Below are 17,953 nucleotides of genomic sequence, written 5' to 3' on the forward strand. Positions count from 1 at the left end.
GCCGCGCCGCGCCCGCGGCGACCGGCACGTCGGGGCGCCCGCACACGTCGAGGACCGTCAGGGTGTTGCGCACGACGTCGGGCAGCGGCGCGTTGCCGCCGACACACGTCACCCCCCGCAGGTCGAGCGCGGGGTGGAGCGCCGCGAGCAGGAGCGCGCAGGCGTCGTCGACACCGGTGTCGACGTCGAGGATCACGGGCAGGGCGGCGGGCGACGACGGCACCTCGCGAGCCTAGATGGACGCGGACCCGTCGATCGCCTCCGCCGCGAGAAGCACCTCGCGCAGCAGGTCGGACAGCCTGCGGAGACGGTCCTTGGGAATGCCCGCGAAGATGCGGTCCTCCGTCTCCCCCCGCAACGCCATCGCGCGCCGCCACTTGTCGAACCCCTCGTCGGTGACCTGGACGTGCACGACGCGCCGGTCGTCCTCGGACGGTATGCGACGGACGAGACCCATCCGGACCAGCCGGTCCACCCGTCCGGTCATCGTCGCAGGGGAGACGCCGGCCGTCTCCGCGAGCTGGCCGGTCGTGGCATACCCGGGGGTCTCGCGGATGTGGAGGGCGTGGAGCGTGTCGTAGTCGTGCGGCTCGAGTCCGACGCTGCGCTCACCCTCGAGGTAGCCCTGTTTGACGTGCCAGGCGATGTGCTGGATGCGCGTGATGACGGCCTCGACGTCGGGGTCGAGGCCGAGGTCGTCCCAGTCCTGCCAGCGGCGGACGTGCAGGTCGACGGCGTCCTCGCCCGGTGCCTGGACGGGGTGGCGGGTCTCGACGGGACCGACGGCCATCGGCCGGCGAGCGAGGCGGCTCGGCGTGCGCGGCTGCGGTCGTGTCACGAGGCTGATATTACGACGCCCGAAAGTTCGTTGACTGATAGTTCGGTACCGAAATACTGTCGGATCCGTGACCGGTACCCACACCACAGCCGACCCGGCTCCCACCGACCGGACCGTCCCCGGACGCTGGGGACCGCTCCACCAGCGCAACTTCCGCTGGCTCGTCACCGGCGCGACCGTCAACAGCCTCGGCGGGTCGATCACGCCCGTGGCCCTCGCGTTCGCCGTCCTCGACCTCGGCGGCTCGGCGACCCAGCTCGGGATGGTCGTCGGGGCATACGCTCTCGCCGAGGTCCTCACGACGCTCTTCGGCGGCGTCCTCGGCGACCGCCTCCCCCGGCAGGTGATGATGGAGGGCTCGTCGGCCGCCTCGGCCCTCATCCAGGGGTTCGTCGCCGCAAGCCTCATCGGCCACTGGAGCTCGGTGACCCTCCTCGCCCTCACCGGCCTGCTCGGTGGCGCGGTGTCGGCGCTCAGCGGCCCCAGCTCGTCGGCGATGACGCCCCTCACGGTCCCGGCGGAGCAGCTGTCGGCGGCCATCTCGCTGCGCCGGCTCTCCTCGAACGCCGCGATGATCGTCGGCTTCGGCCTCGCCGGCGTCCTCGTGGCAACGATCGGCTCCGGGTGGTCGATCGCCATCGATGCGGCGACGTATGCCGTTGCGGCGCTGTGCTTCTCGCTCCTCCGGGTGCCTCAGGTCACGGCACCGGACAGCGAGTCGCTGCTGCGCGGTCTCCGGACCGGCGCCGCCGAGGTGCTCCGCCACACCTGGCTGTGGCTGCTTATCGGGCAGGCGCTGCTCTACCACCTCTTCTTCGGCGGCGCCCAGGCGGTGCTCGGGCCGATCGTCGTGGGCGACGCGTTCGGTCGCGCCGCATGGGGTTGGGCGATGTCCGCGCTCATGGTCGGCTTCGTGGCCGGCGGGCTCGTCACCCTCCGCTGGCGCCCCCATCGGGCGCTCCTCACCGGCACGGTATGCCTCTCGCTCACCGCCTGTTTCCCCCTCGCCATGGCCTGGTCGCCCGGTGTCGTCGGAGTGCTCGTCGGAGCGTTCCTCCACGGGCTCGGGCTGGAGATCTTCTCGGTGTGGTGGGACCTGTCGATCCAGCAGTCGGTGCCTCCCGAGAAGCTGGCCCGCGTGTACTCCTTCGACATCGTCGGCTCCTTCGTCGCCCGGCCGCTCGGGTTGGCCCTCGTCGGTCCGGTCTCCGAGGCGATCGGGTTCCACCGCTGGCTCGTCATCGTCGGAGCCGTCATGGGCGGCTCGTCGCTCCTCGCGGCCTGCACGTCCGACGTCCGCCGTCTCGTCCGCCGCGACTGAGCCCGCCCGGCCGGCTTTATCGGGTCGCCCCGGAAACCCCGACGCCAGCTTTATCGGGTCACCCCACAAGACGTGGCCTCACCCGACCTTCCTTGTCGGGTGAAGGCACAGGTTCCGGGGTCACCCGATAAAGCGAGCCAGCACTGCGGAGGCTGCCGCCCGATCCGGCGCCGGACGCGGTGCCAGGCGCAGACACGGACGTGACACGGACGGAACGCGGACCCGGGCGATGCGGGAGGTACCGTCGTCGCGTGTCCCCGATCCGACGGCTCGCCGCGCTCTCCGTGACGGTCGCCCTCGGGGCGACGACGCTCACGGCGTGCAGCGGCCACGACGCGACACCGCCGGCCACCTCGTCGCCGAGCCCGACGTCGTCGACCGCCTCCACGTCCGCACCGCCGTCGACGACCACGAGCGCCTCCACGACGACGCCACCGAGGACGACCACGTCCACGACAGCAGCGAGCCCGATCCTCGCGTGCGCCCGTCGGCTCGTCGGGGCGATGACCCCGGCGCAGCGGGCCGGCCAGCTCGTCTGGCCCGCCCTCGACGCGAGCGCCGGGGCCACCGGGCTCGACACGACCATCGGCGCCCATCAGCTTGGCGGCATCTTCTACCTCGGCGGGTGGAGCGGATCCGCGACGGTGGCCGCCGCCTCCCGGCACGTCCAGACCCTCGCCCCGCGCATCGGCGGCCACCGCGTCGGGCTGTTCGTCGCCGCCGACCAGGAGGGCGGCCAGGTCCAGCAGCTGCGCGGCGCCGGCTTCGACGAGATGCCCTCGGCCCGAGCCCAGGACGCCCTGACCCCCGCCGAGCTGACGGCCAGGTCGACGGGGTGGGCCAAGCAGCTGGCCTCGGCCGGCGTGAACCTCAACCTCGCCCCCGTCGCCGACACGGTCCCCGCGAGCCTCGGCACCGGCAATGCCCCGATCGGCCGGTGGAACCGCGAGTTCTCCTCCGACCCCTCGGACAACGCACGGATGGTCGCGGCGTTCGTCAAGGGAATGCATACGGGCGGGGTCGGGTCCACCGTCAAGCACTTCCCCGGACTCGGCCGGATCCGGGAGAACACCGACCTCTCGGCGACCGGCATCACCGACACCGTGACGACGACGAGGGACCCGTACCTGCTGCCCTTCGCCTCCGGCATCAGGGCGGGCACCGACGTCGTCATGGTCGGGTCGGCGATCTACAGCAGGATCGACCCCTCGACCAACGCGGTCTTCTCCCGGACCATCGTCACCGGCCTCCTCCGGAAGCAGATGGGGTATGCCGGTGTCGTCATGTCCGACGACCTCGGCGCCGCCGTCGCGGTGTCGGCGGTGCCCGTCGGGTCCCGCGCGACACGGTTCGTCGCCGCGGGGGGCGACGTCATCCTCACCGCCAAACCGGCTGCGGTGTCGGCGATGACGGCCGCGCTGACCCAGCGGTACGGCACGGATGCGACGTTCCGCGCCCAGGTGACGGCGTCGGCGACCCGTGTCGTCGCCCTCAAGGTGACCCGCGGCCTCGCCTCCTGCGGCTGACCGCCGAAGCGACACGGGGTCGGCGTGCGTGGCCGAGGTCAGGCCTGGGTCTCGGTGACGGGCATCGAGGAGTCGGCCGGCAGGTCGAGCCGCGAGGGCTGCCGACCGCGGGACACCATCTGGGCACCGAGTGCCGCGACCATCGCCCCGTTGTCCGTGCACAGTCCCGGGCGCGGGACGCGGAGCCGGACCCCGGCGTCGTCGCACCGGCTCTGCGCGAGGGCGCGCAGGCGGGAGTTCGCCGCGACGCCGCCTCCGATCTGGAGGTCCGGGACGCCGTGCGACCGGCACGCATCGACGGCCTTGCGGGTCAGCACGTCGACGACCGCCTCCTGGAACGACGCGGCGACATCGGGTACCGGCACCGTCTCGCCGGCCCGCTGCCGCAGCTCCACCCAGCGGGCCACGGCCGTCTTCAGGCCCGAGAACGAGAAGTCGAACCGGTGCCGCTCCAGGTCGCGACCTCCCGTCAGCCCGCGGGGGAAGTCGATGGCCACCTGTCCGTCGCGGGCCGCCCGATCGATGTGGGGGCCGCCCGGGAAGGGGAGGCCGAGGACCCGGGCCACCTTGTCGAAGGCCTCACCCGCCGCGTCGTCGATCGTCGACCCCAGGGGCTGCACATCGGAGGTCACGTCGGGGACGAGGAGCAGCGAGGAGTGGCCGCCGGAGACGAGGAGCGCGAGGACCGGCTCGGGGAGGGGCCCGTGCTCGACGACGTCGACGGCGACGTGCGAGGCGAGGTGGTTGACGCCGTAGAGGGGCTTGCCGAGGGCGACGGCCAGCGCCTTGGCCGAGGCGACGCCGACCATGAGCGCGCCGGCGAGCCCCGGACCGGACGTCACGGCGATCGCATCGAGGTCGGCCAGCCGGACCCCGGCCTGCTCCGTCGCCCGCTCGAGCGTGGGAACCATCGCCTCGAGGTGGGCCCGACTCGCGACCTCGGGCACGACGCCTCCGAACCGGGCGTGCTCGTCGACGCTGCTGGCGATCGCGTCGACGAGCAGCGTCTCGCCCCGGACGATGCCCACGCCCGTCTCGTCGCACGACGTCTCGATGCCGAGGACGAGCGGCTCGTCGGTGGCGCTCACGAGGCAGCCTCCTCGGGATGCGGGCCCGCGCCGAGGGCCGACGCGTCGCCGTCGCGGGACGCCGACGCGGATGCCTCCGTCGCCGAGCCCGCCATCCGGGTGGAACCCGCCCACACCCCGGAGCGCGGCGTCGTGCGGCGCATGACGAGGGCGTCCACGTCACCGGGTTGGTAGTAACGGTTCCGAGTGCTGATGATCTCGAACCCCCTTGCGGTGTAAAGGCTCCGGGCCGGCCCGTTGTCTGCACGAACCTCGAGCATGACGTGCCTGGCCCCCTCGGCCGCAGCCCGTTCGAGGAGGTGCTCCACGAGCCGGGCACCGAGTCCGTGCCCCTGGGCCTCGGGCACGACCCCGAGCGTCATGATGTCGGCGACCTCTCCACCGTGGTCGAGCCCCGCATACGCCATGACCCGCGCACCGTCGGAGACGACGACGTACTCACGGCGGGGGCGTCCGGCGAGCTCCGCCCACCACGCCGGCGCCTGCCACGCGTCGTCGGGGAAGAGCCGCTCCTCGAGGGCGACGAGGTCCGGGATGTCGCGCCACGTCATCGGCCGCCACACCTGTGAAGGTGTCATGCGCCCCGCCATCCTTGTGGGACAGTGCTTTTCGGTGCGTGGCTGGGAGCCGCGTCGGGTCGGCGGAGGTAGAGCGCCTCGACGGGCATCTCCTCCCCCGTCGCGATGCGGGCCGTCGCCACCTCGGCCAGGACCGCCGCGTCGACGTCGAGGACCGGTATGCCGTGCGGCAGTTCGTCGGGGTAGAGCACCGCACCCCGTCCCGCCGCGGGCAGCGACCTCACCTCGGAGGGAAGGTCCGCCGGTCGGGTCACCGCCGGGTCGGTGACCCGCTCGACCGGCGAGCCGGGTGCGGAACCCGGCGGGACGGCATACCCGGCCCAGTAGAGCTCCTTGCGCCGGGCATCCGTCGCGACGAGGAAGCGCCCGCTCTCGACGTGGGTGACGGCCTGCCGCGCGAGGACGTCGAGGCTGCACACGCCATGCACCGGTATGCCACGCGCCCAGCCGAGGGTGCGCGCCGTCACGAGGCCGACGCGGAGTCCGGTGAACGGGCCGGGCCCCGTGCCGACGGCGACATCGGTGAGGTCCGCCGGAGCGACCCCGGCCGAGTCGAGGCACTCGGCGACCAGGGGTGCGAGGAGCTCGGTATGGCGTCGCGGGTCGACGGCGGCCCGGGACGCCAGCAGCGTCGACCCGTCGTGGACGGCGACGGTGATGGCGCTCGTCGCGGTGTCGATGGCGAGCAGGAGCACCGAGTCAGGCTATCTGTCGTCGGCGGGCGTTGTAGGTTCGGATCATGAGCCTCGACCGACCTGTCGCCCCCGATCCCTACGAGCTGCTCCCCCAGGTCCCGTCGTTCAGCGTGACGAGCGCCGACGTCACGGACGGCGCACCGCTCAAGGACGACCAGGTCGCCGCGGGCGGCAACACCTCGCCCCAGCTGTCGTGGTCGGGTGCTCCCGAGGGGACGAAGTCCTACGTCGTCACCTGCTTCGACCCCGACGCCCCGACGCCGTCGGGGTTCTGGCACTGGGTGCTCGTCGACCTCCCGGCCGACGTCACCTCCCTTGACGCGGGTGCCGGGGCGCAGGGGGCCCCGCTGCCGGGCGGCGCCTTCATGTGCCGCAACGACGGCGGCGCGAAGGCGTTCATGGGGGCGGCGCCGCCCGAGGGCGACCAGGTGCACCGCTACTACTTCGTCGTCCATGCGGTCGGCGAGGAGTCGCTCGGCGTCGACAGCGACGCGTCGGCGGCCGTCGTGTCGTTCAACCTCGCGTTCAAGACGCTGGCCCGGGCGATCGTCACGGGGACCTACCAGCACTGAGCCATGGCCCGGCGGCCGGCGGCGGACGACGACGAGGGACTGGCACGCCGGCCTGTGACAAGACCGGGTGCCTCGGCGCTCAGCCGCAGGTGGACCGGGCGGGCCTGCCGTCGAGGCGGTCCTGCGTCCACCGCAGGAGGTCCGGGACGAGCGGTGAGTCGGCGGCCACGAGTCCCACGTGGTCGCGGCCGGCATAGACGCGGTAGTCGACCCGCCCGCCGGCGGCGCACCGCCGCTGCACGTACTCGTCCTGCGCGGCGGGCAGCACGAGGGTGTCGGAGGCACCCTGAGCGATGAGCAGCGGCGCGTCGATCGGCCCGCTGGGCACGTTGGCCGACAGCCGCCGGCCGATCACGCCCGTCGTGGGGTCGGTGCGGAAGATGCTCTTGTCGAGCAGCAGCGCGTCGACGACGGAGACGTAGACCTCGGGTCCGGACAGGCAGCGCTGGGCCATCTCGCGGACCTGGACCCGGGCCGCGGGTCTCACGACATCGTCGAAGCGCACGTCGGGATAGGTGTCGGCGTATGCCTGGACGACGAACGAGGCGAAGATGCTGCCGCCCGTGACGGTGTCCACGGTGGACACCAGCGCCGGCAGGTTGCTCGCGGGCGCCAGGGCTGCGATGCCGACGATGTCGACGTCCGGGGCGTAGCGGGGGGCGATGATGCCGGTCCAGAGGGCTGCGTGGCCCCCCTGGGAGTGCCCCCAGACGACCGTCTCGTCGGCCAGCGCGAGCTCGCGCATCCGATGGGCGGCCCGCACGGCGTCGAGGACCGAACGAGCCTCGCCCTGACCGATGAGGTAGGGCTGCGGGCCCTGTGTGCCGAGGCCGATGTAGTCGGTCGCGACCATGACCCAGCCGTTGTCGACGACCTCGTGGAGCGCGGGCGTCGCGCCCGCGGCGAACGGGTGGGCGACGAGGCTGGGTGCGCAGTCCTCGGCGTAGCCGGTCGTGCCGTGCGCCCAGGCGATGACCGGTCGTGGGCCGGCGGGAGCCCGCCGACCGATGACGACGATGGCGCTCGCCACGGCAGTTATCCCCTCGTCCCGCGTCGTCGTGTAGAGGATGCGCCAGGCCCTGGCGTCGCTCGGCACGTCGCGGGTGAACGGCTCGGTGCGCAGGAGGGTTCCGGGCGCCTGCCCCGCCGTGGAGCCGGGGGCCGCGTAGAAGCCGTCCGGCGTCGGCTTCGAGCTGTGGAGGTATGCGGAGACACCCGTCAGCAGCACCGCGACGACGAGTGCCAGGACGGCGACGGCGGTCGTGCCGAGCCGTCGGAGGCGTCCCGGGGGACGCGGCTGATCGTTCCGCGCCGCGCGGGTGGAGCCCGCACCGGCGGGGCCTACACCGGCGCGGCCTACACCGGCGGGGGCCGCACCGGCAGGTGACGGGCGCACGAGGCCACGCCAGAGCAGGCTCACCCCCCGCACGACGAGCCACCCGCCGAGCAGCAGGGCGACGACGAAGATCGTGATGTCCGGCCAGAGCAGCGCCACCGTCCCGATGAGCAGGAGCGCCACCCCGAGGACGACCGAGGAGACCCGCTGGGGAGTCCGACCCCGCAGGCCCGCGACCACCGCGATCGCGCCCTGCAGGACGACGACGATCCCGGTCAGCCAGGCGATGACCGACACGGTCGCCCCGGGCCAGGCCAGCACGGCGACGGCGGCCGCGAGCCACAGCAGGCCGGCCACCGTCGACAGGCCGCGGGGGCCGGCATCCTGTCCGAGGAGGTCGCCCAGCCCGAGCAGGGCCAGGCCGACGACGACGGACAGGAGCAGGACGGTCATCGACGCGAACGGGTCGAGGACCAGCCACAGCCCGATGAGCAGGCAGATCGTCCCGAGCGCGACACGCCACCACGACCGCATCCTGGCCTCCCTCGGTGACGGATCGTACCTGGCGTTCTGGCACCCGATCGGGGCCTCAGCGCCATCCGGGCGGCTCCCGGGACTCCGCATACCGACCCCGTCGAGCCGGAGCCCATGCCGGAGCCGATGCGGACCGGCGCCCGACGTCACCGTCGCCGTGGGCGACTCGAGAACGCTCGTGGGGACGGTGGCCGCAGGCCTGGCTCCGGCCATCTGTCCCACAAGGTCTCATCCCCGTCGCTCGACACTGCCGACCGCAGGTATGCCGAGGAGGAATGGACCGTCACTAGGCTCTCCCCGACCCAGTGCGACGATCGGAAGGACGGCGAGCGATGATCACGCGCACCGACGTCGAGGCGGCTCGCGGCAGGATCGCGGGCCGGGTGCATCGGACGCCGATGCTGTCGGTCGACACCGAGATCGGCGGCGTCGGCTGGTTCAAGCTCGAGTACCTCCAGCGCACCGGCAGCTTCAAGGCCCGCGGTGCCTTCAACCGGATCGTCAGCGCCTCCGAGGACGGGCTTCTCGACCCCGGCGTCGGGATCGTGGTCGCCTCCGGCGGGAACGCCGGCCTCGCGAACGCGTTCGCCGCCCGCGCCCTCGGAGTCCCCGCGACCGTCTTCGTCCCGGAGAACGCGCCGGCCGTCAAGGTCGCGAAGCTGCGCCGCTACGGCGCCCGGGTCGTCCTGCGGGGACTGGAGTATGCGACCGCCTACGAGGCGGCGACCGAGCACGCGGCCGCCACGGGAGCGGTGTACTGCCACGCCTACGACCAGCCCGCGATCGCCGCCGGTGCCGGCACGCTCGGCCTGGAGGTCGTCGAGGATCTGGCGGGACAGGTCGACACCCTCATCCTCGCCGTCGGTGGTGGCGGCCTCATGGCAGGCGTGGCAGCGGCGGTCGAGGGCGTGGCCCACGTCGTGGGGGTCGAGCCGAGCGGCGCTCCGACGCTGCATACCGCCCTGTCGCGCGGGGAGCCGACGGATGTCGCCGTGTCCGGCATCGCGGCCGACTCGCTGGGGGCGCGACGCCTCGGCGACATCGCCTACGCCGTCGCGACCCGCACGGGGGTCGAACCGGTCCTCGTGGACGACGAGGACATCGTGCGGGCCCGGCAGCTCCTGTGGGACGAGTACCGGATCGTCGTCGAGCACGGGGCCGCGGCCGCCATGGCCGCGGTGACGAGCGGCGCCTACCGGCCGGCTCCCGGTGAGCGGGTCGTCGTCGTGCTCTGCGGCGCGAACACCGACCCCGCGGACCTGGCGTAGCGATCGGTCCGGCGGGCGCATGGTCTCGCGGTCAGGGCGCGAGGTCGAGGTCGCGCCACCGCTCGCCGTGTCCCTCGACGACGGCCGTGCGCTCCTGCTCGCCGGTGAGGAACACCTCGAGGTAGTCCTCGGAGAGCCCCTCGACGAGGCCGTGCCCCCACTCGACGACGGTGACGCAGTCCTCGAGGGACGCCTCGAGGTCGAGCCCGTCGAGCTCGCCGAGCCCTCCGAGGCGGTAGGCGTCCACGTGGACCAGGGATAGGCCCGACACGAGCGACGGATGGACGCGGGCGATGACGAACGTCGGGGAGGTGACGGGGCCCCGTATGCCGAGCCCGTCGCCGATCCCCTGGGTCAGCGTCGTCTTGCCGGCGCCCAGCCCTCCGGTGAGGAGCACGAGGTCCCCGGCGCGCAGGTGGCTCGCGAGGCGGGCACCGAAGGCACGCGTGTCGTCGGCGGTGGGGAGGAGGTGACGGGACGGCATACCGGACGGCTAGCCGGTCGCCTCGGCAGAGGATCCGCCGGAGGCCGCGCCCGGGGCGCGCTTCCCCGGGGGACGCCCGGTCGCGCCCTTCCCCGTGCCGCGCTGGCTGCGGGCGGAACCCCCACCGGATCGGGATCGCTTCACCCGCGTCATGTCCGTGACGAGCCGACGCACGCGGGGCTTCTCGGTCGGGGACATCCCGTGCCGGGCGGCCCGCGCACCGCGGTCGACGAGGTCGAGGAGCTGCTCGTTGACGACGTCGGGGTGCTCGAGCATGAGCAGGTGGCCGGCGTCGCGGATGACGACGTGCTCGGCCCCCGGCACCCGCTGGACGATCGCCTCGCTGTGCTCGGGCGGGGTGATGAGATCGGCCTCGCCGTTGACGACGAGACAGTCGATGCCGACGAAATGGCGCAGGCTGTCGCGCTCGTCGACGCCCTCGAGGGCGGGGAGGAAGTCGGCCATGACGGAGAACGGCGTGCGGAAGATCATGTCGCCGACGAACCGGGTCGCCTCGCGCGACATGGGCGACCCGAAGGCATACCGGGCGACGACGGCGTCCTCGACGCCGCGCCCGAAGCGGCGCAGCGGGTCGAGCCGGTCCTGGTAGCGGCCGAGCCGCCACAGCACGTCGGGACCGACCCGGCCGACGAGGCTGCCGACCATCGGCCCGAACCCCAGGGTCATCATCGCGGTGCCTCCGGCACTCGTCCCGAGCAGTCCGACGGCGACGACGCGCTCGGCGAACTCCTCGGGGAACTCCCGGGCGTAGGCCATCTGGGTCATGCCGCCCATCGAGTGGCCGATGAGGACGAGCGGCCCGTCGGGCGCGTGCTCGTCGAGGACCCGGCGCAGGTCGCGACCGAGCTGGTCGAGCGTGCAGCTGTCCTTCGACGCGTGGCCGGAGTCGCCGTGGCTGCGCTGGTCCCACAGCACGATCCGGTGGCCGGCCTCGGCCAGGGCGCGGCGCTGGAGGGTCCACATGTCGAGGTTGAGGCAGTACCCGTGGGTCAGCACGATCGTCGGGCTCCCTTGCGGGGCACCGCCTTCCGGCTCGTCGATGATGACGTTGAGCGGTATGCCGTCGTCGGCGATCGCGACCGTCTGCCGTCCCCGCGGCGCCTCCCGGAGATCGATCGTGCCCGTCGTCAGATCGCGGCCCCGCGTCGCCCGCTCGGCGACGACGCCGATCCCCGCGGCGGCCGCCGCGGCCGCGACGCCCAGACCGATCCCGGCCGCCGTCGCCTTCCCGCTCGGTGCCATCAGTCCTCTCCCCCGATGTGGACGCGTGGCAGCCGTCCGCTGACCCGCGTCACGATCTCGTAGTTGATCGTCCCGATCGCCTCCGCCCACTCCTGGGCGGTCGGCTCGCCGTCGGCCTCCCGACCGAAGACGACGACCGGGTCCCCCGCTCCCCCCGCATACGCCGGACCGAGGTCGACGACGAGCTGGTCCATGCATACCCGCCCGGCCACTCTCGTCCGCTGGCCGCCGACGAGGAGCGGGCCGACGTTCGTCCCGTGGCGGGGCACCCCGTCGGCGTACCCGAGCGGCACGAGGCCGAGGACGGTCTCACGCTCGGTGACGTACTGGTGCCCGTAGCTCACGCCCTCCCCCGCCTTGACCCGCTTGACACCGGCCAGGGCGGCCGTGAGCCGCATCGCCTCGCGCAGCCCGTATGCCGACGGGCCGCCGAGCTGCGGAACCGGAGACAGCCCGTAGCAGGCGAGGCCGGGCCGGACGAGGTCGTAGTGGACGGCCGGGTTCGTCAGTGTCGCAGCCGAGTTGGCCAGGTGTCGCAGGCCTGGCCGGATGCCGGCGCGCTCGAGGTCGCGGACGGCCTCCTCGAAGCGCTCCTGCTGCCGGCGGACCGTGGGGTGCTGCGGCTCGTCGGCATAGACGAAGTGCGACCAGACCCCTGTCACCTCGATGGATCCTTCCGCGCACGCCCGGCCGGCGGCCGCGACGAGGTCGGTCCAGTCCGGCCCGTAGGCGCCGTTGCGCAGCAGACCCGTGTCGACCTTGAGCTGGACGCGGGCCGTGCGACCCGTCGTGTCGGCCGCGGCGCGGATCGCGTCGAGAGCCCAGACGGCCGAGGCGGTGACGTCGATGTCCGCGGCCACCGCGCCGGCGAGGTCCGCGCCCGGCGGGTAGAGCCAGGACAGCAGCGGCGCGTCGATGCCAGCCGCGCGCACCCGCAGCGCCTCCTCGAGCTGCGCGACGCCGAGCCACGTGGCGCCGCCGGCGAGCGCCGCCCGGGCAGCGGGCAGGACACCGTGGCCGTATGCGTCGGCCTTGACGACCGCCATGACCTCCGCGGAGCCGGCGCGGCGACCCAGCTCGGCGACGTTGTCGCGGATCGCGTCGAGGTCGATCTCCACGCAGGCCGACGATCCTGCGGGCAGCAGGGTGGCGTGAGGCGGGACGCTGGGCATAGAAGACCAATCCTAGGCAGCCGGGGCCGCCGTGTGGTGCGCAGGCGCGCCGTCGCTGCCCGCACCCCTGCCTGCGGACTCCCGACCACGGACCCCCGCCTGCGCCCTCCTGCCTGCCCACCCCCGACGCGGACGGAGAACTTGCGTCCGGACGGAGTAGTTGCTCCGTCCGGACGCAAGTTCTCCGTCCACCCGCCCACCCCCGGGCGAGAGGGCCTGGCTACCGCGCGAGAAGGCGGGCCACGGTGGCCGGGATCGCCTCGGCGACCGCTCGTGCGCGCACCGGCCCTGCGGGGTTCGCGGCGTCGGCGGCGACGCCGTGGACGAGGGCACCGAGCGCCCCGGCGGCAGTGGGCTCGAGACCCGAGGCGAGCAGAGCGCCGACGAGCCCGGCGAGGACGTCACCCGCTCCGGCCGTCGCAAGCCACGGCGGGGCGTCGCGCTGGGAGTGGACGGGAGCGTCGGGGTCGGGGCTCACCACGAGGGTCGTCGATCCCTTGAGGAGGACGCTCGCTCCCGTGAGGGCGGCGAGCCTCCGGGCGTGATGGAGGGGCGCGGCCTTGACCTCGTCGGGGGTGATGGCCCGCTTGCGTCTCGCGAGGCGCGTGAGCAGACGCGCGCACTCCCCCGCGTGAGGCGTGAGAAGCGTCGGTGCGGAACGTCGTCCGTGGACGAGGTCGAGACCGCCGGCATCGACGAGCACGGGCAGGTCGGAGGAGAGCGCCTCCTTGGCGACGTCCACCTGGGCCTTGGCGCCGGCCTTGCGCGAGGTGACATCGAGACCCGGCCCGACGACCCAGGCCTGGACCCGCCCCGGCCCCAAGACGACCTCGGGCACGAGCGTTCTCACCAGCTGCTCGGGGGTGGGCGTCCCGACGTAGCGGACCATCCCGACCCCGGCGCTCACCGCGGCAGTGCACGCAAGGATCGGCGCCCCGGTGTAGTCCTCCCCCCCGGCGACGACGCCGAGGACCCCCCGTGAGTACTTGTCGTCGAGCGGTCCGGGGACGGGCCAGAGGTCGGCCACGTCGTCCGGCGTGATCCGGACGACGGCCGGGTCGGTCTCGACGGCGACCCCGATGTCGACGACGGTGAGCAGGCCGACGGCCTCCTGCGTCGCGGGCAGCAGGTGGACCGGCTTGGCGACGGAGAAGGTGACCGTCTCGTCGGCGAACACCCCGTCGGGGTCGAGCACCTCTCCGCGCGGGTCCTGCCCCGACGGGAGGTCGACGGCGATGACGTATGCCGTGTCCGGGACCGCGTCGACCCACGGCCGGGCGAACTCCGGCAGCCCCGGTCGTCCGCCCATCCCGAGGACCCCGTCGAGGACGACGTCGGCCCCGGCGAGGGTCCGGGTCACCGCCCGCTGCGCCGTCCCGTCGACGAGGCGCACCTCGGCGGCCCGGGCGGCGACCTCGGCACCCCGATGGAGCGGGGCCGGGCCGTGGACCGCCGCGGCCTCGAACCCGAGCTCCCCCAGGCGGGCGACGGCATACAGGGCGTCGGCCCCGTTGTTCCCCGGCCCGACGAGCGCGACGACCCGTCGACCCCCGCGCTCGTGCAGGCGCGTCTGCGCGACCCGCGCCAGGCCCGCGACGGCGCGGGCCATGAGGTCCCCCTCGCCGAGGGTGTCCGACACCGCCGCCTCCGCGGCATACACGTCCTCCGGCTGCCATGCCTCGATCACCTTGTCGATCCTAGGCGCCCGCTCCCCGCCCCTCCGGCTTCCCGCCCGCCCCCTTCCGCACGTGCCGAGTTGATGTCGCCGAAACGGCCCACCAGCGACATCTTCTCGGCACGTGCGAGCAGCAGCCGGGCCCGATCCCGCACGTGCCGAGTTGATGTCGTCGAAACGTCCTCCCAACGACATCTTCTCGGCACGTGCGAACGGCAGCGGGGTCCGGGCGAGGGCGCAGCGAGGTCCGGGCGCGACGCGGCCGGGTCAGGGGCGCGGGGCGCGAGCGTGAGGAGGCGGGTCAGGGAAGGAGCAGGCCGCCCCGGGCGATGACGTCGGCGTACCAGCGCGCCGAGTCCTTCGGTGTCCGTCGCTGCGTGTCGAAGTCGACGTGGACGATCCCGAACCGCTTGTCGTACCCCCACGCCCACTCGAAGTTGTCGAGCAGCGTCCACAGGTAGTAGCCGCGGACGTCGGCCCCGGCGTCGATCGCGTCGGCCACCGCCCCGAGATGGTCGTGGAGGTAGGCGATCCGGTGCGGGTCGTGGACGGCACCGTCCGGCCCGGGACGCTCGAGCGACGACGTCCCCGACGTGCCGTTCTCGGTGATGACGAGCGGCAGCCCGTAGTCGCGGTGGACCCGGACGAGGAGGTCGGTGAGTCCCGAGGCCTTGATGGGCCACTCCATGACGGTATGCGGGCCGGGAATGTCCACGCCGCGCGCCCGGTCGGTGCCGGGGACGGGCCGGCCCTCCTCGCCTGCGGTGACCCGCATCGGGTTGTAGAAGTTGATCCCCAGCAGGTCGACGGGTGGGCTGCACTCGGCGAGGTCGCCCTCCTCGACGAACGACCAGTCGGTGAGGTGCGCCGTCTGGTCGAGCAGGTCCTGGGGGTAGGAGCCCCGGAGCATGGGGTCGAGGAAGACCCGGTTCGCGACGAGGTCGACATGGTGCGCTGCCGCGCGATCGGCGACGGAGTCGCTCGCGGCCTCGACCTGCATGAGGTTGAGGGTCACCGAGATCTCGGCGGTCGCGGGGAGGACCGAGCGCAGGGCGGAGACGGCCCGCCCGTGGGCGAGGTTGAGGTGGTGGGCCACCCGGAACGCGAGGGGCGTCTCGGTGCGGCCGGGCGCGTGCTCCCCGCTGGCATACCCGAGGTAGGCGGAGCACCACGGCTCGTTGAGCGTCGTGAACCCCGGCACGACGTCGCCGAGCTCCTTGCCGACGAAGGACGCGTAGTCGGCGAACCGCAGCGGGACCTCGCGCCCCAGCCACCCGCTGCCGGGGCCGCCGTCGTCGAGCACCTGCGGCAGGTCCCAGTGGTAGAGGGTGACCAGGGGGGTGATGTCCCGCTCGAGGAGTCCGTCGACGAGGGAGCGGTAGAAGTCGATGCCTCTGCGGTTGACGGTCCGCCCGTCGGGCATGATGCGCGGCCACGAGAGCGACAGCCGGTATGCCGGGATGCCATGTGCCGCAACGAGGTCCAGGTCCTCCTTCCACCGGTGGTAGTGGTCGCAGGCGACATCGCCCGTGTCGTCGTTGTCGATCTTGCCCGGGGTGTGGGAGAAGGTGTCCCAGATGGACGGCGATCGCCCGTCCTCGGCCACCGCCCCCTCGATCTGGTACGCCGCCGTCGCGACCCCCCAGGTGAACCCGTCGGGGAACGTGCGCACGTCACTCATCCCTTCACCGCTCCTTGCATGATGCCCCCGACGATCTGCCGGCCGAGGAGCGCGAACACGACGAGCACCGGGATGGTGCCGTAGAGGGTGCCGGCCATGATGACCGACTGCTGCGGGGCATACCCCGTCGCGAGGCTCTGGAACGCGACCTGGATCGTCGGGTTCTGCGAGCTCAGCGTGATGATGGGCCAGAAGAAGTCGTTCCATGCCGTGAGGAAGGTGAGCATGGCGAGGACCGCCATCGCCGGCCGCACCGCGGGGACGACGACGGAGAAGAACACCCGGAACGGGCTCGCGCCGTCGACCCATCCCGCCTCGACGAGTTCGTCGGGGACCGCCTGGGCGATGTACTGCCTCATGAAGAAGACGCCGAATGCCGTGACGAGCGTCGGCAGGATGACCGACGAGAGGTGGCCGGCGAGGCCGAGCCGGGACATCATCATGTAGAGCGGGATGACGCCCATCTGCATCGGCACCATCATCGTCGCGACGCACAGGCCGAGGAGGAGGTTGGACCAGCGGAAGCGCAGCTTGGCGAAGGCGAATCCCGCGAGCGTGCAGAAGAAGACGGTCCCGACGGTGATGCAGCCGGAGACGAGGACCGAGTTGACGAGGCCCTTGTTGAGCGGAGCCATCGACAGGGCGGTCTTCATGTTCTGGACGATGTCGAGGGTCGGGAGGACCGGGGGCGTCGCGGCGGCCATCTCGGCGTTCGTGTGCGATGCCATGACGATCGTGTAGTAGAGCGGGAAGATCGACGCGAACGTCACGACGAGCAGGAGCGTGTAGGTGACCCACGTCCCCCGCTGCTGGGTACCGGCCTTCATCGGTTCCTCCCCGTCTCGACGAGCGCGACGGGGTGGACCGACCGCAGCCGGCGGGCCTCGGCGCGGTCCCGTCGCCGGGCGAAGAAGAGGTTGACGCCGACGGCGGCGACGATGATGAGGAACATCGTCCACGCGGTCGCCGACGCGAGCCCGAGCCGGTCGTAGGTCCAGCCCTGCTGGTACATGAGCAGGCCGAGTGTCTGGTACTGGTTCTCCGTGCCGCCGTCGGGCATTCCGTTGTGGTACAGCAGCGGCTCGCCGAACAGCTGGGCCGCCCCGATCGTCGACACGACGATGGTGAACAGGATCGTCGGGCGCAGGCCCGGCAGCGTGACGTGGCGGAACTGCTGCCACCGGTTGCAGCCGTCGACGACGGCCGAGTCGTACAGCTCGGTGTCGATGGACTGCATGCCGGCGAGGTAGATGAGCGCGTTGTAGCCGGTCCAGCGCCAGGTGACGATCGTCGAGACGGCGATCTGCGCGGGCCATCTCGAGCCCTGCCAGTCGACCTCGGGCAGGTGGAGGGTTCCGAGGAGCCAGTTGACGATGCCGAGCTTGGGGTCGAAGAGCTCGAGGAAGATGACCGTCGCGGCGGCCAGGCTCGTCGCATACGGCATGAGGATCGCGACGCGGAAGAAGGTGCGCCCCCGCAGGTGGTAGTTGAGCAGGTGGGCGATGCCGAGGGCCATGCACAGCTGGGGGACGGTCGAGATGATCCCGATCGTCACGGTGTTCCTCAGGGCGTTCCAGAAGAAGTCGTTCGTGAACAGGTTCCGGTAGTTGCCCAGCCCGATCCAGGTCTGCTGGTCGTACGTCGACAGGTGCACGTCGTGGAGCGACACCCAGGCGGTCGCGAGCCACGGGTAGATGCTGAAGGCCGCGAAGACGGCGAAGAAGGGGGCGATGAAGGCGTATGCGACGCGACTGCCGGGCAGCCGGTGGCTGCGGCGGGTGGGCTTGTCGGTCTGTCGCTGCTCGCTCGTCGTGTCGATGACGTCGGCGCTCACGGGGGCTCCAAGGGTCGGGCGGGCGCGGTGCCGCAGGTGCGGCCGCGGTCGGGCCGGGTGGGGCGGGTGGGGCGGGTGAGCGCCGACC

17 protein-coding genes are annotated in these 17,953 nt (G+C 72.8%); 4 read left to right on the forward strand and 13 right to left on the reverse strand.

Annotation, left to right across the window (positions count from 1 at the left end; genetic code table 11):
- A partial coding sequence (locus tag BN12_RS09615; protein ID WP_048552006.1) for a nucleoside hydrolase occupies positions 1-223 on the reverse strand: 223 nt, incomplete at its 3' end.
- Positions 224-232: 9 nt separating this feature from the next.
- Positions 233-838, reverse strand: a complete 606-nt coding sequence (locus BN12_RS09620; RefSeq protein ID WP_157635430.1) for a MarR family winged helix-turn-helix transcriptional regulator — start codon at positions 836-838, stop codon at positions 233-235.
- A gap of 67 nt (positions 839-905) precedes the next feature.
- On the opposite strand from BN12_RS09620, the gene BN12_RS09625 reads away from it, so the two are divergent.
- Together BN12_RS09625 and BN12_RS09630 are read left to right on the forward strand one after the other, a co-directional pair.
- Entirely contained in the window at positions 906-2,159 is a 1,254-nt protein-coding gene (locus BN12_RS09625; RefSeq protein ID WP_048552010.1) for an MFS transporter, read from the forward strand.
- A gap of 251 nt (positions 2,160-2,410) precedes the next feature.
- A complete protein-coding gene (locus BN12_RS09630; RefSeq protein WP_235432358.1) occupies positions 2,411-3,685 on the forward strand; it encodes a glycoside hydrolase family 3 N-terminal domain-containing protein in 1,275 nt (424 codons plus the stop codon).
- 38 nt (positions 3,686-3,723) lie between these two features.
- On the opposite strand, the gene tsaD is transcribed toward BN12_RS09630, so the two are convergent.
- The 3 genes from tsaD to tsaB are packed head-to-tail and all read right to left on the reverse strand — an operon-like array spanning position 3,724 to position 6,046.
- The gene (tsaD, locus tag BN12_RS09635; RefSeq protein WP_048552011.1) at positions 3,724-4,773 is read right to left on the reverse strand and encodes a tRNA (adenosine(37)-N6)-threonylcarbamoyltransferase complex transferase subunit TsaD; all 1,050 of its coding nucleotides are present in this window, start codon (positions 4,771-4,773) and stop codon (positions 3,724-3,726) included.
- Positions 4,770-5,351 carry a ribosomal protein S18-alanine N-acetyltransferase gene (rimI, locus tag BN12_RS09640; protein WP_235432359.1) on the reverse strand — a complete coding sequence of 194 codons (582 nt, stop codon included), beginning with the start codon at positions 5,349-5,351 and terminating at the stop codon, positions 4,770-4,772. Before rimI ends, tsaD begins: the two co-directional genes overlap by 4 nt.
- Positions 5,348-6,046 (reverse strand): tRNA (adenosine(37)-N6)-threonylcarbamoyltransferase complex dimerization subunit type 1 TsaB, encoded by a 699-nt coding sequence (gene tsaB, locus BN12_RS09645; protein ID WP_048552013.1) that lies wholly within the window; start codon positions 6,044-6,046, stop codon positions 5,348-5,350. The genes rimI and tsaB overlap by 4 nt, the downstream gene beginning before the upstream one ends.
- A gap of 44 nt (positions 6,047-6,090) precedes the next feature.
- Between tsaB and BN12_RS09650 the strand changes: the two genes are divergently transcribed.
- Positions 6,091-6,618, forward strand: coding sequence for a YbhB/YbcL family Raf kinase inhibitor-like protein (locus BN12_RS09650; protein ID WP_048552015.1), 528 nt, complete (start codon positions 6,091-6,093; stop codon positions 6,616-6,618).
- 79 nt (positions 6,619-6,697) lie between these two features.
- Here the strand turns inward: BN12_RS09650 and BN12_RS09655 are convergent, their stop codons facing one another.
- Positions 6,698-8,488 (reverse strand): lipase family protein, encoded by a 1,791-nt coding sequence (locus tag BN12_RS09655; RefSeq protein WP_048552017.1) that lies wholly within the window; start codon positions 8,486-8,488, stop codon positions 6,698-6,700.
- 332 nt (positions 8,489-8,820) lie between these two features.
- Between BN12_RS09655 and BN12_RS09660 the strand changes: the two genes are divergently transcribed.
- The gene (locus BN12_RS09660) at positions 8,821-9,756 is read left to right on the forward strand and encodes a threonine/serine dehydratase (protein WP_048552019.1); all 936 of its coding nucleotides are present in this window, start codon (positions 8,821-8,823) and stop codon (positions 9,754-9,756) included.
- 31 nt (positions 9,757-9,787) lie between these two features.
- Here BN12_RS09660 and tsaE read toward each other — a convergent pair whose 3' ends face one another.
- From tsaE to BN12_RS09695, 7 genes are all read right to left on the reverse strand, one after another.
- Positions 9,788-10,240: a tRNA (adenosine(37)-N6)-threonylcarbamoyltransferase complex ATPase subunit type 1 TsaE gene (gene tsaE / locus BN12_RS09665; RefSeq protein ID WP_048552021.1), complete on the reverse strand. Its 453-nt coding sequence runs from the start codon at positions 10,238-10,240 to the stop codon at positions 9,788-9,790.
- Positions 10,241-10,249: 9 nt separating this feature from the next.
- Positions 10,250-11,503, reverse strand: coding sequence for an alpha/beta fold hydrolase (locus BN12_RS09670; protein WP_053079994.1), 1,254 nt, complete (start codon positions 11,501-11,503; stop codon positions 10,250-10,252).
- Entirely contained in the window at positions 11,503-12,675 is a 1,173-nt protein-coding gene (gene alr, locus BN12_RS09675) for an alanine racemase (RefSeq protein ID WP_048552023.1), read from the reverse strand. Before alr ends, BN12_RS09670 begins: the two co-directional genes overlap by 1 nt.
- 220 nt (positions 12,676-12,895) lie before the next feature.
- Positions 12,896-14,362 (reverse strand): bifunctional ADP-dependent NAD(P)H-hydrate dehydratase/NAD(P)H-hydrate epimerase, encoded by a 1,467-nt coding sequence (locus BN12_RS09680; RefSeq protein ID WP_048552025.1) that lies wholly within the window; start codon positions 14,360-14,362, stop codon positions 12,896-12,898.
- A 289-nt stretch (positions 14,363-14,651) separates the two neighbouring features.
- Positions 14,652-16,031 (reverse strand): GH1 family beta-glucosidase, encoded by a 1,380-nt coding sequence (locus BN12_RS09685; RefSeq protein WP_048552027.1) that lies wholly within the window; start codon positions 16,029-16,031, stop codon positions 14,652-14,654.
- The gene (locus BN12_RS09690; RefSeq protein WP_048552029.1) at positions 16,028-16,858 is read right to left on the reverse strand and encodes a carbohydrate ABC transporter permease; all 831 of its coding nucleotides are present in this window, start codon (positions 16,856-16,858) and stop codon (positions 16,028-16,030) included. Before BN12_RS09690 ends, BN12_RS09685 begins: the two co-directional genes overlap by 4 nt.
- Positions 16,855-17,865, reverse strand: a complete 1,011-nt coding sequence (locus tag BN12_RS09695) for a carbohydrate ABC transporter permease (protein ID WP_048552031.1) — start codon at positions 17,863-17,865, stop codon at positions 16,855-16,857. Before BN12_RS09695 ends, BN12_RS09690 begins: the two co-directional genes overlap by 4 nt.
- Between the last annotated feature and the right edge of the window lie 88 nt (positions 17,866-17,953).

Source organism: Nostocoides japonicum T1-X7 (genome assembly GCF_001046855.1).
Classification (GTDB): domain Bacteria; phylum Actinomycetota; class Actinomycetes; order Actinomycetales; family Dermatophilaceae; genus Nostocoides; species Nostocoides japonicum.

Bases quoted from the DNA above. Each gene is read 5' to 3' on its own strand.
- rimI (WP_235432359.1), bottom strand. From the start codon at position 5,351: ATGACACCTTCACAGGTGTGGCGGCCGATGACGTGGCGCGACATCCCG.
- BN12_RS09650 (WP_048552015.1), top strand. From the start codon at position 6,091: ATGAGCCTCGACCGACCTGTCGCCCCCGATCCCTACGAGCTGCTCCCC.
- BN12_RS09655 (WP_048552017.1), bottom strand. From the start codon at position 8,488: ATGCGGTCGTGGTGGCGTGTCGCGCTCGGGACGATCTGCCTGCTCATC.
- BN12_RS09660 (WP_048552019.1), top strand. From the start codon at position 8,821: ATGATCACGCGCACCGACGTCGAGGCGGCTCGCGGCAGGATCGCGGGC.
- tsaE (WP_048552021.1), bottom strand. From the start codon at position 10,240: ATGCCGTCCCGTCACCTCCTCCCCACCGCCGACGACACGCGTGCCTTC.
- BN12_RS09670 (WP_053079994.1), bottom strand. From the start codon at position 11,503: ATGGCACCGAGCGGGAAGGCGACGGCGGCCGGGATCGGTCTGGGCGTC.
- alr (WP_048552023.1), bottom strand. From the start codon at position 12,675: ATGCCCAGCGTCCCGCCTCACGCCACCCTGCTGCCCGCAGGATCGTCG.
- BN12_RS09685 (WP_048552027.1), bottom strand. From the start codon at position 16,031: ATGAGTGACGTGCGCACGTTCCCCGACGGGTTCACCTGGGGGGTCGCG.
- BN12_RS09690 (WP_048552029.1), bottom strand. From the start codon at position 16,858: ATGAAGGCCGGTACCCAGCAGCGGGGGACGTGGGTCACCTACACGCTC.